At 41.2% G+C, this 15092-nt stretch carries 11 protein-coding genes; 4 read left to right on the forward strand and 7 right to left on the reverse strand.

What is annotated here, in order from left to right; translation table 11 throughout:
* Positions 1 to 326: 326 nt before the first annotated feature.
* The 3 genes from ACM5QX_RS06050 to ACM5QX_RS06060 all read left to right on the forward strand — a co-directional run bounded on the left by ACM5QX_RS06050 (position 327) and on the right by ACM5QX_RS06060 (position 4750).
* On the forward strand, positions 327 to 3083 hold the full coding sequence (locus tag ACM5QX_RS06050; protein WP_414752806.1) for a bifunctional acetate--CoA ligase family protein/GNAT family N-acetyltransferase: 2757 nt from the start codon (positions 327 to 329) through the stop codon (positions 3081 to 3083).
* Positions 3084 to 3195: 112 nt separating this feature from the next.
* Positions 3196 to 4071, forward strand: a complete 876-nt coding sequence (locus ACM5QX_RS06055; RefSeq protein WP_414752807.1) for a GNAT family N-acetyltransferase — start codon at positions 3196 to 3198, stop codon at positions 4069 to 4071.
* 121 nt (positions 4072 to 4192) lie between these two features.
* Positions 4193 to 4750 carry a RidA family protein gene (locus ACM5QX_RS06060; RefSeq protein WP_011321325.1) on the forward strand — a complete coding sequence of 186 codons (558 nt, stop codon included), beginning with the start codon at positions 4193 to 4195 and terminating at the stop codon, positions 4748 to 4750.
* 86 nt (positions 4751 to 4836) lie between these two features.
* Here ACM5QX_RS06060 and ACM5QX_RS06065 read toward each other — a convergent pair whose 3' ends face one another.
* The 7 genes from ACM5QX_RS06065 to ACM5QX_RS06095 all read right to left on the reverse strand — a co-directional run bounded on the left by ACM5QX_RS06065 (position 4837) and on the right by ACM5QX_RS06095 (position 11595).
* The gene (locus ACM5QX_RS06065; protein ID WP_414752808.1) at positions 4837 to 6300 is read right to left on the reverse strand and encodes a Ni/Fe hydrogenase subunit alpha; all 1464 of its coding nucleotides are present in this window, start codon (positions 6298 to 6300) and stop codon (positions 4837 to 4839) included.
* A 242-nt stretch (positions 6301 to 6542) separates the two neighbouring features.
* Positions 6543 to 7130 carry a CBS domain-containing protein gene (locus tag ACM5QX_RS06070; protein WP_414752809.1) on the reverse strand — a complete coding sequence of 196 codons (588 nt, stop codon included), beginning with the start codon at positions 7128 to 7130 and terminating at the stop codon, positions 6543 to 6545.
* 318 nt (positions 7131 to 7448) lie between these two features.
* Positions 7449 to 7994 (reverse strand): oxidoreductase, encoded by a 546-nt coding sequence (locus ACM5QX_RS06075; RefSeq protein ID WP_414752810.1) that lies wholly within the window; start codon positions 7992 to 7994, stop codon positions 7449 to 7451.
* Positions 7995 to 8059: 65 nt separating this feature from the next.
* Positions 8060 to 8656 carry a DUF3122 domain-containing protein gene (locus ACM5QX_RS06080; protein ID WP_414752811.1) on the reverse strand — a complete coding sequence of 199 codons (597 nt, stop codon included), beginning with the start codon at positions 8654 to 8656 and terminating at the stop codon, positions 8060 to 8062.
* 102 nt (positions 8657 to 8758) lie between these two features.
* Positions 8759 to 9475, reverse strand: a complete 717-nt coding sequence (gene hoxU / locus ACM5QX_RS06085) for a bidirectional hydrogenase complex protein HoxU (RefSeq protein ID WP_414752812.1) — start codon at positions 9473 to 9475, stop codon at positions 8759 to 8761.
* A 170-nt stretch (positions 9476 to 9645) separates the two neighbouring features.
* On the reverse strand, positions 9646 to 10113 hold the full coding sequence (locus ACM5QX_RS06090) for a hypothetical protein (protein ID WP_414752813.1): 468 nt from the start codon (positions 10111 to 10113) through the stop codon (positions 9646 to 9648).
* 150 nt (positions 10114 to 10263) lie between these two features.
* Complete coding sequence (locus ACM5QX_RS06095) at positions 10264 to 11595, reverse strand: AAA-like domain-containing protein (protein ID WP_414752814.1); 1332 nt, start codon at positions 11593 to 11595, stop codon at positions 10264 to 10266.
* Between the two features lie 375 nt (positions 11596 to 11970).
* Between ACM5QX_RS06095 and ACM5QX_RS06100 the strand changes: the two genes are divergently transcribed.
* Positions 11971 to 15075 carry a tetratricopeptide repeat protein gene (locus ACM5QX_RS06100; RefSeq protein ID WP_414752816.1) on the forward strand — a complete coding sequence of 1035 codons (3105 nt, stop codon included), beginning with the start codon at positions 11971 to 11973 and terminating at the stop codon, positions 15073 to 15075.
* Positions 15076 to 15092: the final 17 nt, after the last annotated feature.

A 15092-nucleotide genomic window follows, 5' to 3' on the forward strand; every position in this document is an offset into this window, starting at 1 on the left:
TCAACAACTGACAATTGACAACTGACACGCGAAGCGCAATAAATTATCCGAAATTGATGGTTTGGTAGGGTGCGTCAGTATGAATAATAGTTGAGTATAGTTAGGTTCTATCTCACTGACGTACACTACATTGTGGATATTTTTTATCTGGAAGTCCCTAAGTAAAATAGAATATTCAAACGAAGGTAATTCGTAATTGATAATACCCTACAAGATAGTTGTGCCTAACTAATTTGTAATCACACACTTAATGACGTAGCTTGCTTCTCGTCAGCGAGTATTACGCTAGGCGCAGGCTATTAAAAATTATCATGCTGGAGGTATAGATGCAGAAATCTCTCAAGCCAAGCAGTGACCGTACCTCTGATATCTTACAGGCAGAGAAGTTAAATCCCCTTGATGCCATCTTTGCCCCCCAAAGTGTCGCTATTATTGGTGCTAGCGAAAAAGTTGGTAGTGTAGGACGCACCATCTTATGGAACTTGATTAGTAACCCCTTTGGCGGTACTGTTTTCCCAGTCAATCCTAAACGTCATAGTGTTTTGGGAATTAAAGCCTACCCTTCAATTGCGGCTATTCCCGAAACCGTAGATTTGGCAATTATCGCTACCCCAGCGCCCACAGTACCGGGGATTATTTCTGAGTGTGTGGATGCGGGTGTGCAAGGGGCAATTATTATTTCTGCTGGCTTTAAAGAAGCTGGTGCTGAGGGTATAGCTTTAGAAAGGCAGATTTTAGCAGAGGCGCGGCGCGGTAACATTCGCATCATTGGCCCCAACTGCTTGGGTGTGATGAGTCCCCGTACTGGCCTAAATGCTACCTTCGCCAGTTCAATGGCGCGTTCTGGAAATGTGGGTTTTCTCAGTCAAAGTGGCGCACTGTGTACCGCCATCCTCGATTGGAGTGTGCGGGAAAATGTCGGTTTTAGTGCCTTTGTTTCCATTGGTTCCATGCTAGATGTGGGTTGGGGCGACCTGATTTATTATCTTGGTGATGACCCTCAGACTAAAAGTATAGTCATATACATGGAATCAATTGGTGATGCGCGGTCTTTTATCTCCGCAGCACGAGAAGTTGCACTCACCAAACCAATAATTGTGATTAAAGCCGGACGTACAGAAGCAGCCGCCAAAGCAGCCGCCTCTCATACTGGTGCGTTGGCGGGGAGTGATGCTGTGTTAGATGCAGCTTTCCGGCGTTGTGGGGTATTGCGGGTAAATAGTATTTCTGATTTGTTCGATATGGCGGAAGTACTAGCCAAGCAACCCCGCCCCAAAGGCCCAAGACTGACGATTTTGACCAATGCAGGCGGGCCTGGAGTCCTAGCTACAGATGCTTTAATTGAAACTGGCGGCGAAATTGCCCCCATTTCCTCAGAAACAATTACCTCCCTTGACCAAATCCTACCTACACACTGGAGTCATGCTAACCCAATTGATATTCTCGGTGATGCTGACCCCCAACGCTACACTCAAGCTTTAGAAATTGCTGCTAAAGACCCCAATAGTGATGGTTTATTGGTGATTCTCACTCCCCAAGCCATGACAGACCCCACCCAAACGGCGGAACAGTTGAAACCCTACGCCCAAATTGCTGGTAAACCCATTTTGGCGAGTTGGATGGGGGGTGCAGATGTGGCTACTGGAGAAGTGATTCTCAATCGTCAACGTATCCCCACTTATGCTTATCCAGATACGGCGGCGCGGGTGTTTAGTTATATGTGGCAATCTAGCTACAACCTGCGTGGTATCTACGAAACCCCTGTATTACCTGTGGATGCTGCATCTGGTTTACCAGACCGTCATTTAGTAGAGAATATTATCTCTACAGCTCGTCAGGCAAAACGGACAATTTTAACTGAAGATGAATCCAAGCAGATTTTAGCAGCCTATGGCATCCCGATTGTGGCTACTTGTGTGGCTAAAACCGAGGATGAGGCGATTAAATGTGCTGAGAGTATAGGTTATCCTGTCGTTGTCAAACTGTATTCCCACACAATTACCCATAAAACTGATGTGGGTGGTGTGCAGTTAAACCTCCCCGATGCAGACGCAGTACGCCGCGCTTATCGGATGATTGCTGCATCGGTGGAACAGAAAGTGGGTAGTGAACATTTCTTAGGTGTAACTGTCCAGCCAATGGTAAAAATGGATGGCTACGAATTGATTATTGGGAGTAGCCTTGACTCCCAATTTGGGCCAGTATTGTTGTTTGGTGCTGGTGGACAATTAGTCGAAGTATTTCAAGATCGAGCGATCGCCCTTCCTCCCCTCAATAGTACCTTAGCTCGGCGCATGATGGAACACACCAAGATTTACAAAGCCCTCAAAGGTGTGCGGGGAAGGCAAAGTGTCGATATGGAAGGACTAGAACAACTAATGGTTGCGTTTAGTCGGTTGGTAGTCGAACAGCGTTGGATTAAAGAAATTGATATTAATCCCTTGCTGGCTTCACCCATGCAGGAGAATGGGGAAAACTCCTCACTGATTGCGCTAGATGCACGGGTTGTTCTACATGAACCAGAGGTGACGGAAGACCAACTACCAAAATTAGCAATTCGACCTTACCCTACCCAATATGTGGAACAGTGGACAATGAAAGACGGGACTCCCGTAACAATCCGTCCGATTCGTCCCGAAGATGAGCCGTTATTAGTACAATTCCACAAGACACTTTCCGAGGAAAGCGTTTACTTTCGTTACTTCCACCTGATGAAATTGAGTCATCGCATCACCCATGAACGACTCACCCGCATCTGCTTTATTGACTATGACCGAGAAATGGCTTTGGTTATAGAATCTCAAGGGGAAATTTTGGCAGTTGGGAGGTTAAGTAAACTGCATGGGACAAAGACAGCCGAGTTTGCTATGTTAGTAAGCGATCGCTATCAATGTCAGGGTTTAGGTGCAGAGTTATTGCGGCGCTTGGTGCAAATTGGACGCGACGAGCAAATCGAACGCATCACAGCCGACATCCTGGCTGATAATTATGGGATGCAGCGAGTGTGCGAAAAGCTAGGTTTTAAGCTAGAACGCACCGCCGAAGCAACTGTTATGAAAGCGGAATTGGTTATTAGTCATTAGTCATTGGTCAACAGTCAACAGTTTTCTTCTTGTAAACTATTGTTACTTACTGCTAGAAGAAAACTGTAGTTTTTGTAGTATAAAGTTGCTGTAATCAGTTAATACTACAAATATGTTTCAATATCGATTTAAACGTTCATTCTCAAGTGATCCTAACTTGAGCGATCGCCTTTTTGACTTGATAGAAGTCACATTCCCTGGACTTAATGATTTAGTAGAACGTGGACGAAAATTAGGCGCATCTTGGGAAAGTGCATCTACCCCGTTTATTCGCTTTCATGATGATGTAGCTATTACCCATGTAGGTGTGTTGGAAATTCCAATGGTAATTATGGGACAAAGGGTAACAGTGGGTGGAATCCACGGAGTAGCTACCCGTCCCGAATTTCGGAGAAAAGGTTATTATCGGGAAGTTATAGAGGAAGTACTGGAATATTGCGACCAAATTTATGAAACTTTAATATTAACAACACCAGAACCAGAATATTATTTACCTTTTGGTTTTCGGGTGGTGGAAGAATATATTTTTCATCTGAAATTTAGTTCCAAAGGTAATGTAAATGGCTGGAGAATCCTTGATTTTTCAGACAACCAAGATTTAGCATTGCTGCACAGACTTCTAGAAACACGCGCACCAGTTTCTCATGTAGTTGGGGTAGTTAATGAAAAACCCGTATTCTTTGTCAACGAAGGCAGTAGAGACTTATATTATGCAGAAGATTTAGACTTAATTGCTTGTATAGAGATAGAAAACAATCGACTGCATATCTTTGATTTAGTAGCCACAAAAATCTGCTCTTTAAAAGAGATTTTGGGAAGAACATCTGAAGTAATTGAAGAAGTGAAAATTTACTTTAGTCCAGACCTGCTTGATGTCGATAATGTACAAGCATTTCCGTATAAATTAGAAGACACTGTATTGATGATTCGTGGTCAATTTGCAGCCGTAGGGGAGAAATTTATGCTACCGCGTTCTGCGAGGTGTTAGGAAGGAGAAATTGCGTAAGTGTCCTTAAATCAGTATATTTATTAGTGCTTTTTTACTCCAATTAGAAAGATAATATAACTAGAGATGAGAAAAACAGACAACTCATATTTAAGGAGTTTTAATGACTGAACGTCTTACCCATGCAGTAAATTCACTAAGAACAAAACTATCACGACGAAATACGCTTTTGTGGCTTGGAGGTAGTGGACTAGGTACTGGTTTTGTTCTCGGAACACAGAAGGGAGTAATGGCTACATCCCAACAGAAAAAAGATGTGCAATTGGTGAACCCACCAACCTTATATGATGCAACCCGAAATGGTTATAGTCATATAGCTGTGACACCAGCAAAGTCGAGAACAGTCTATATTTCTGGTCAATTTGGTTCGGATTTGCAAGGAAATCTTGTCTCTCCTGAGTTTGAACCACAGTTAATCAGGGCTTTTCAGAACCTCCGCTTTGCCTTAGACGCAGTTGGTGCAAAACCCAGCGATGTTGTCAAAACAACTGTACTTATAGTTGATCATACTCAAGATAAATTGATTCCCTTAGGGAGACAAATTCAAAATCTATGGCCATTTCGACCACCAGCCAACACCCTCATACCTGTTCCTAGACTTGCACTTGACGGGATGTTATTTGAAATTGATGCTTATGCGGTGATTCCAGAGAAAGATTAATCAACAAGGGTGTAGGGGTGTAAGAAGGGTGTGAAGGTGTAAGGGTGTAAGAGTTCTCAATACTAAACCCCCAAACCCCTAAACCCCTATACCCCTAATTTTTCTCGCCAAACTTGATTAACAATATTTCCATTTGCTGCAACTAATTGAATGTGTAATGGCATTTGTCCGGCTGCATGGGTGGAACAACTTAAACAGGGGTCAAAAGCCCGGATTCCTGCTTCTACACGATTGAGCATTCCTTCAGGAATTTCTGTTCCTTGAATGAAATGTCTGGCGATTTGGGCGACTGTGCGATTCATCGCTAAGTTATTTTGACCAGTAGCGATAATTAAATTCACTTTTTGCAGTAAGCCATTTTCATCGACTTGATAATGATGAAATAATGTACCCCTTGGTGCTTCACTCACGCCAACACCTTCTAATTGATTCACACCGGCTTCGGAACGCAATCGATTTGACAGAATATCTGGGTCGTCAAGTAACATTTCAATGTGTTCTATACAAGCCAGAATTTCAATCAAACGAGCATAGTGGTAGAAAAACGATGATTTAGCCGTACCGGAGGTCAGTTCCCGGAATTCTCGCAATTCACGATCTGCTAAAGTTGTACCAATGTGACTACAAATATTCAGCCGAGCTAACGGCCCTACTCGATAAATTCCGCTATCTATCCGACATTGGTCATGTTGGTCAGGATAACCCAAAGGTCGATAATAAGGCGATTTTAAATAAGAATCTGGTTGAACGGCTTCACCAATAAATTCTTGATAACGTGCGGGGTCTAGTTTATCCGCAATGATATTACCTGCACTATCCACAAAACGAATATATCCGTCGTAAGTTTCCCACAAGCCATCAGGTGTTACCAAACCCATAAACAAACTGGGGAAGTTACCAAAAGTCTGCACCTCTTTTTCATAATCTTTGAGCAGTTTCTTGAATCTATCCAACGCATCCAAGGCAATAGTCCGGGCTTCAGGAATGCGTTCTTGTATGTGAGTCCGCCCTTCAGCAGAAAGTGGTTCTCGTACACCACCAGGAACAGCCCAAGCCGGGTGAATCTTTGCTCCTCCCAACACTTCAATAATTTCTTGCCCAAATTGGCGCAGACGAATCCCACCACGAGCGAGTTCTGGTTGAGCTGCAATTAACCCGAAGATATTGCGCTTTTGGGGGTCGCTATCCATTCCCAGCAATAAATCTGGGGCGGTGAGGTGAAAGAAACTGAGTGCATGGGATTGGAGGATTTGCCCCAAATTCATCAGGCGACGGAGTTTAGTTGCTGTTGGGGGTATGGTAACAGATAAAATGCGATCGCCTGCTTTTGCAGAAGCCAACAAGTGACTCACCGGACAAATACCACAAATCCGCGCTGTAATTCCCGGCATTTCCCACAAAGGACGACCCTCACAAAACTTTTCAAACCCACGAAATTCCGTGACATGAAAACGCGCATCGCTCACTTGTCCAGTATCGTCCAGGTAGATACTAATCTTGGCGTGACCTTCAATGCGGGTAACTGGGTCGATGACGATTCGTTTAGACATAGGGATTGTGGACAGTTGACGGTTGACTGTTGACCGAAGAGGCGGAGGGGCAGGGAGCAGGGGGCAGGGGGAGCAATCCCTGCTCAGTAGCCGTGAAGCGGAGCGAAACATGGGTACAAGCCTGGCGGGTCGGAGTCTGAGCTTCAGTCCCAGTTTTCCCCCTTGCTCCCTGCCCTCTTCTCCCCTGCTTCTTTTGACCGATGACTTATGACTCAGCACTCCTAAGTTTTACAGTTCATCAATCAGGCTTCTAAGGCTTCTGGGTAATCATCAAAGGCGATTTTGCTAACTTTTTCAGCTCGTTGGTGTGCCATTTCTGCCTGCATTTCCTCAATTACATCCCAGGCGGCGGCGCATTCTTCAGAATTAATTCCTTTTTGAGTACACACAGCACGAGCTTTTTTAATTTCGTCTTGTAATTGTTGTTCTAGAAGAATTGTGTAGGGTTGTTCCAGAAAGTCACTCTGAGCCAAAATATCAGTTAGGGAGATAATACCTACTAATTCACCCTGAATCACAGGCGCTCTGTGGAGACCATAATCAGCAAATAGTCGAGCTACGTACTCTAACCCAAGGTCAGGATTAACAGCGATACAAGGCTTGCTCATGACCTCATAGACTCGTATTTTATGAGGGTCTTTACCATAAGCAATAACTTTATAGACAATATCGCTCTCACTAATAATCCCGTAAGCATCTTGTTCGTGGCGACGGTCTACAATTAACGCTCGCCAATCTCTAGCACGCATTAATTTCACGGCTTCAGCTACGGTTGCGGAACTACGAATAGTAGCCACATCTTTAGTCATAACGTCTGATGCTTTTAACATAATTACCCTGGGAGTAAGTAGAATGGCGTAAATATTTTTAAATTTTTAATTGGGATAAGGTAGGGGGCAGGGGAAGCGGAGGGAGCAGAGGAGGCAGAGGAAGCAGAGGGAGCAGAGGAGGCAGAGGAGGCAGAGGAAGCAGAGGGGGCAGGGGAAGCAGAGGAGGCGGGGGAGGTAGAGAAAAATAACTAATGACAACTGACAACTGTACGGGCAGGTTTACAGATATTTTCACTCTTGGGTGATGATCTTCATAAACCCACCCCTGCGAACAACTGACAACGAACAACTGACAACTGACAACTGACAACTGACTCATTAGCCAAATTTAATAAATTCCCGCCCAGATAAATGTGGTGTTTCGCCTTGTAATAGTGGTTCTAAAGCTGCTCTAATTCGGGTTGCTGAGGGTGGACAACCTGGTAAATAAATATCTACTGGAACTATGGAATGTACAGGTGTCACTCTATCTAATAAAGGCGGTACGATTCCCGGTTCTTGGGGAATTTGGGGGTTAATATCGACTGCTTGGATATAACAGCGTTGTAAGACTGGTTCAGCACTACCCAAGGGATTACGTAAGGCTGTGACGTTACCTGTTACTGCACAGTCACCGAAGGAAATTAATATTTGAGAACGTTCCCTGACAATTTTAATAGTGGTGAGATGTTCTTCATTAGCGATCGCACCTTCCACCAATACTACATCCACTCCCTCTGGATATTCCTTAATATCTGCAAAAGGACTAAAAACTACATCTGCCTGTGCGGCTAAATCAATCAGCCATTCGTCCAAATCAAGAAAGGACATATGACAGCCAGAACATCCACCTAACCATACTGTTGCTAACTTCAAGCGAGACATAATAATTGGGGATTGGGGATTGGGGATTGGGGACTGGGAGATTCAAAAAGCTCATTACTCAGCACTCATGACTCCCCATTCATTACTTTCTGCCAATCTTGAACAACGCGTTGGGGGACTGAAATATTGATGGTATCGCTGGGTAAAGAGATACTTAAAACTAACGGTTCTATAGATAGTTGGGGCAGTATATCCTTAAAGTCATACTGACCGATAGTCGGTGCTGGTGCTTCATCTAGGAAGACATCGGCAGCAGTTAAGACTTTACCTGTGGCGGTGGTAATCTTTAAAGGTTGGGGATGAAGTAACTCGGCAGAACCGGGAAAGCCTACCAGCCGCAAATTTACGGTTTCGGCTTGACCAGGATAAACTTGCTTAAACAGTACAACCTGCCAAACGTGTCCTGATTGATCATCTAATTTTGTGAGTGAGCGATAAAGAATTTCTTTTGATGCTGCTTCTGACGGATTGGCAGCAGCGTTTGCCAAGAGCGTTGGTGACGGTAGGCTTCCTAAACCCAGGAATATATATAGCGTCATTATCCCCAACAATAGCAGCCACCAAAACAGAGTTTTGAAAGAAGTGGGAGATAAGCACATCGACAATGGGAATCGAGTCTTCTTGTTGCTTCTGGTTGTTGCTTGTCTGGTAGTTTTGCCCATCAGTTTCACCTCCTGGTTTTCTTAGAGACGAGGGAGGAGAAGGGACTTTACGTAACGTCTCCCCTCCGCTCCCTGCTCCCTGCTCCCCTGCCTCTTCTCTCTCTAAAGGTTCCATTGCTGTTTTTCCCGTGCTGTGACTAAAAAATCGAGTTTGGCGCGATCGCGTTTCATTTCCCCAACGCTGGAACCCTGGTAAAATATAGCTCCTGTGGGGCAAGCATTGACGCATTTACCGCAGGAAGTACAAGTGTCGGATGTCCCCCAAGGTTGGCTGAGGTCGGTAATTACATGAGAATTTGTTCCCCTACCTGCCATATCCCAAGTATGTGCGCCTTCGATTTCGTCACAAACGCGGATGCAGCGAGTACAAAGTACACAACGGTTATGGTCAACACCAAAGCGAGCGTGAGAAATATCAACTTTGCGGTTAGGGAAATGGTATTCTAATCGCACATGATCCATACCCATTTCAATGGCTAAGTCTTGCAGTTCGCAATTACCATTAGCAACGCAAACCGAGCAAATATGATTACCCTCAGCAAAAAGCATTTCGACAATTGTACGACGGTATTTTTGTAGGCGATCGCTATTTGTGGAAACTTCCATCCCTTCAGCAACTTTCGTCACACAAGCAGGCAACAATTTGTTACTACCAGCAACTTCCACCAAACACAGCCGACAAGCACCCACATCACCAACACCTTCTAAATGGCACAGTGTCGGAATATGAATTCCCGCCTCCTGCGCCGCCTGTAGTAAGGTTTCCTCCTCTTGAGCGCTAATGAGTTGGTCGTTAATTGTTAAAGTCTTTACTGACATTGCTCTTAGCCCTGGTTGAGAATTAGCCTTTGGTTGGTGTCATAATTCATCCCTCACACCTTGAGTTATAGGTGAAGAGTTTGAGGAACTTGTGAAGGTTGATCAAATTTTTAGCGATACCTTCGGCGGGGGTAGCGATCGCCAAACTTTTCCGTCTACTGAATTTGGGTTTATTGACCAAATACACCTACGCCGTAGTAACAAGTATTAGCATTACAATCAGCCATATCAACTTGGATTTGATATCTACCGCTTCGAGAGGGATTGAAGCTAATCATGGGAATGTCATCATCTTGTAAATCTGAAGCAATCAAGTTTCCTCGGTTATCGCGGAGAGAAATGTCTAAATCTCGACAATCGCTGTCACACACTCCCACGATCCCATAGGAAACACCTGCACGCAGATTTACGGTTATATAGTGGGAGCGACCTTCACGGAGGGTATCAATGGTAGGTTCGTGAGTTAAAGTGTAACCATTTAAACCAGATGCAAATGCTGCTCTGAATAACTGGTGTTTGACTTGATCAATATATGGACCATCGTCTGCGCGAACTACGGTTGATGCGAGGGCGAGAATAGCGAAAACTGCGGTTGCTGTGAGGTTTTTGATTTTTTTGTTGCTGAATGCTTGTAACATGAAATTGTCTGTTGAACTCGACAATTTCATCAAACACTGGAATTATAGGTGTTTCGCACTGAAATTTATCTAAATCTCTTTTGATTTTCTTTTGAATATAAAAGAATATTTTCATCTTCAATTCATGCTGAATTCGCAACAAACAGGGGATTAAAAATTTTGGAAATATTGTCTATATAATTCACAACTGGGTATCACACCATCATTTGTGATTTTGACTAATCCCATTGCTTGTAATTTGAATTTGATTTCAGCACTTAACTGTAGTGGTCGATTGAGTTTAGCAACTTCTCGCATTGCTGCTAATAACTCTGGTTGTTTTTCCAGGGCGGACATGAGACGATGTAAATGTTTTGAGTAAATCCCGGAATCGGTGGCTGCTGTTTGGAGAAAGTTATCTAAACTAACATCTTCACGGGCAATATGATATAAAGCAAGACGGACTAAAAACGGGTGTCCACCTATCATAGACATAATTTGAGTAACTTCTTTTTCACCCCAATTTAATTGGTGTTTTTGGGCTAAGTCGGTTATTTGTTGTGAATTAAATTCTGGTAAATCGACGGGGAAACCTGTATTGAAGGGAGAACGGTTGATATCTAAAGGGACATAAATTTCGGTAGAATGAGCGAGGACTAAGCGAAATTTTTGCCAAATATTCTCTCGTCTGGCTTCTTCGTGGAGATATCGCAGCAAGCCAAAAAAATCACCGTAAATATCGGGATATGCAAATAATCTATCAACTTCATCTAAACCGAGGGTTAATGGTTGACCTATTTCTGGGAGGATATATTCTTCAAAATAGGTTTCACAGCGCATATTACAACTAATATCATCTTCCCAATATTCATCTAAGCGATTTTCTAATTTTAATTTCCGGCTAACGGTTGCACAAAACCAACGTAGGAATTTATCTAAATTGGTAAAACATTGATTGTCTGCTTCCTTTAAACTGATATAAACAGTGCGATCGCCATTTGTTTGTGCTTGGTACAAAATCCGAATTAGTAATGAAGTCTTCCCTCTTTGTTCCGGTGCTTTGATGCGAATTAATGCGCCATGTTTGCTAATTTCTCGGTAACAGTCCTGTTCTTTGGGGGAACGATCAAGATAAAAATTTGAATCTAATGCAACTGGCCCTTCTGGATATTTGATGGACATATCAGGGGAGAGGATTGATATTGATGTTGTTGAAGATTGGGGAACTGGAGGAGTAATTGGGTTATTTGGTCTATCGGCGATGTCTTCCCAGTTTAAATCTAAGCTTTGACAAATTTGCTGGAAAGTTCCCAGAGCGACATTTTTACCATTGAGAAAACTGCTTAATGTCGATGGAGCGATTTGAATTGCATAGGCAAAAGTTTCCTGATTCTTCTTGCCCATTTTCATCATAGCGGTTTTCCTGGCAGCTTTAACTTTGTTGATACAGTCCTGACGCACCCTAAAACCTAACCCCCCAATGGGTTCTGGATTGATAGTCATAAAAAAATAGATAATAACTATACCCACAGATTAGAGGATTTCTCGCTATAGATAAACCCCTAAAAATCGTACTCACAAAACTCAAATCAAACTCAAATCAAATTCAAATTAAATTCAAAGTTTTTACAATCCCACTTCGGCTAAACTTATATAACACAAGCTTTTGAGGTTGTTTGATGTTTATTATTTTGCAGAAAAAATAATTAGATAAGGGATTTCCAGATAAAAAAATATCCAAAATGTAGGGTGCGTCAGTGCAAGAAAATCTAGCTGTACCAAGAAATTATTCATACTGACGCACCCTACTAACCGTCAATTTGGTAATAATTTATTTTTTGGTGTTCCTTAACCAAAATTGGAGAAATTGAAAAAGTAATGGTTGACAATTACGAATACCAAGTTGGAGCCAGTCTCCCCCCGGATGCTCCTAGTTATGTGGTGAGGAAAGCCGACTCGGATTTTTATCATGCTTTGAAAGCAGGTAAATATTGTTACGTCTTTAACTCGCGCCAGATGGGTAAATCGAGCTTGAAAGTTCGGGTGATGCAAAGACTTGTCAACGAAGGGGTGGCTTGTTCTAGTATTGATGTTTCTGGACAAGGTAGCAAAGATAACGTCACTCAGGAACAATGGTATACGGGTATTGTTTCCAAAATTGTTAAGGATTTGCAAATTGCCAAACCAATCGAATTTCGGCGGACTTGGTGGCGCGATCGCCATGATATTTCTCCTGTGCAGAGACTAGATGAATTTATTGAAGATGTACTTTTGTCATCTATCCCAGGGCAGATTATTATCTTTATCGATGAAATTGATAGTACCCTGAGTTTAGGATTTGCGAGCGAAGATTTTTTTGCTCTGATTAGAAGTTGTTATAACAAACGTTCTGAAAATCCAGCTTATAAACGGTTGACTTTTGCTTTATTAGGAGTAGCAACCCCCGGTGATTTAATCCAAGATAAAACTCGAACACCCTTTAATATTGGTGAAGCAATTGAGTTAGATGGATTTAAGATTCACGAAATAGAACCTTTAGCAAAGGGATTAGCAGGAAAAGTAGAAAATCCCCAAGCGGTGATGCAAGAGGTTTTAGCTTGGACGGGGGGACAGCCTTTTTTAACTCAGAGAGTTTGTGAATTGTTGGGGAAAGCTTTAAGTATCGAGACGCGAGATTTTAGGTCTGTTGGTGAAAATCAGATTATTGAATTAGTAAAAGAAATTATTAACAATCAAATTATTGATAATTGGGAAGCTAACGATAAACAAGAGCATTTAAAAACGATTCGAGACAGGTTACTAATTAGCGAGGAAATTTCTGTAGCTTTGTTGGGGTTATATCAGCAGATTTTACAACAAAAAGAAATGACTGCTGATAGTGGCTTTGAACAGATGCGCTTGCGTTTGACGGGTTTGGTGGTACAGCAGCAAGGGAAATTGAGGGTTTATAACCAGATTTACGGGAATGTTTTTGATATTGATTGGGTGGAAAATGAGTTAGATAAATTGCGTTTTTATGCTGATAAATTACGGGCTTGGGTAGAGAGTAATTATCAGGATAATAGTTGTTTATTATCGGGGGAAGATTTAGAAAAAGCTCGCGTTTGGGCGGATAGAAGAAAGTTAAGCGATATTGATTATCGGTTTTTGTCTGCGAGTGTGGAATTCAAAAGCAGGAAAGTAAAAAGTGCATTGGAAGTAGAAAGAAAAGCTAATCAAATTTTGGCAGCGTCGCAAGAAAAAGCTGAATTAGATTTAGAAAAAGCCAATAAAGACTTGATAAAAGTCAGAAAAGCTATTAAACATCAGATTTACATTGGGAGTTTTGTGCTAGTATCATCAGCTATTTTAGCCATAGGAGCGTTGCTAGTAGCTGGAAAAGCATCTCAACATGCCCGTGAAAAAAATGATGAAGTAGTAAGAGTCAGGAAAAACATCGATGATCTAAGGAATGAGTCAGAGAAAAACAGAAAAGAATTTAATTCTACAAAGTATAATTTACAAAAAGTTCAAGATGCACTCAATAATGCAAGAAAGAGAAACCAAGAATTGCAAGAAAATATACAAAAAATGCAAAATGAGAAAGCATCAATATTTCAAGAACTAATAGATAGAAAAACAGAACTTTCACAAGTCCAGAATCAATTACAAAAAACAGAAAGAGTAATGAAGAATAAAATTGCTGAATTCAATAAAAAAAATTATGACAAAGAATATCAGTATAATCAAGTTAAGAGTTTACTAAATGAGAGGGAACAGGAAAGTAATCAAATTAAATTGATGATTGATAATTTATTACAAAAACTTGAAGTGATAGCTGTAGAATTCGGAGGAATACTTAGTTTAAATGACTCTGATATCCCAGATAATCTCAAGCCAAAAATAGGAAAAATAAATGATTCTCATAATAAAATATTAAAGTTGATTTTAGAATATCGTGGATATAATAATGAATCTGCACAGATTTTAACTAACCTTGGAAATATCTATTTACAAGAAAAAAAATATTTGGAATCATTAAAATTTTATGAACAAGCTTTATCTATTTATCGAAGATCAAAAAATAATAATATCGAAGAAGCAACTGTTCTCAATAATATTGCCACGGTTTATGTGAACTTAGGTGAATATAAAAAAGTATTAGAATTATATAATAAATCCTTAGCTATCAGCAGAGAAGTAAAAAATCGCAGAGATGAAGGAGTGGTATTAAGCAATATAGCAGTAGTTTATCGTAAATCAAATAATAATGATAAATCCTTAGAATATTCACTACAAGCTTTAGCTATTTTCAGAGAAATTAAAGACAGAAATGCAGAATCAAGAACTCTCAACAACATCGGAAGAATATATGAGAAAAAAAATGAGTATGCTCAAGCATTAAATTATTATAATCAAGCTCTTTCCCTGAGCAAAGCAGTCGGCAATCGTGGCGAAGAAGGAGAAATTATTAGTAAAATAGGTGAAGTTTATAGCCAGTTAGGTGATAAACAAAAGGCACTAAATTATTATCAAAATAGCTTGGTAATTGCGCGGTCGATTGGTTATAAAGATTTAGAATCAAGGATTCTAGTCAATATAGGAGTGGCTTACTATGCATTGGGAAATTATGAATTTGCAATAAATTATTTAAATAAAGCACTAGAGTTTAACCCTAGTAATGCTGATGCTTATTACCATCGAGCTATTGTTCGCCTATTCGATGAACTCAAGGGATCGTGGACGCAGGCCTCTCTATCAACAAGTATAGATTTGGATGTTCTTAGGGTTGTGATGGCAGATTTAAATAAAGTACTAAGTTTGAATCCCAAGAATGCTGATGTTTATTACTATAGAGGTGTGATTAACACTTACTTTAAAGAATATAAAATGGCAATAGCAGATTTTCAAATAGCCGCAAACCTCTATCAGCAAGAAGGTAAGATTAGAGATTACGAAAATGCTCAAAACGCAATTAGAAAAATTCAAAATGGGTTAAGGTAAGATTTATATTAAAAATC

Origin of the sequence: Anabaena sp. CCY 9910, assembly GCF_963920875.1 — a bacterium.
Lineage (GTDB): Bacteria > Cyanobacteriota > Cyanobacteriia > Cyanobacteriales > Nostocaceae > Trichormus > Trichormus variabilis.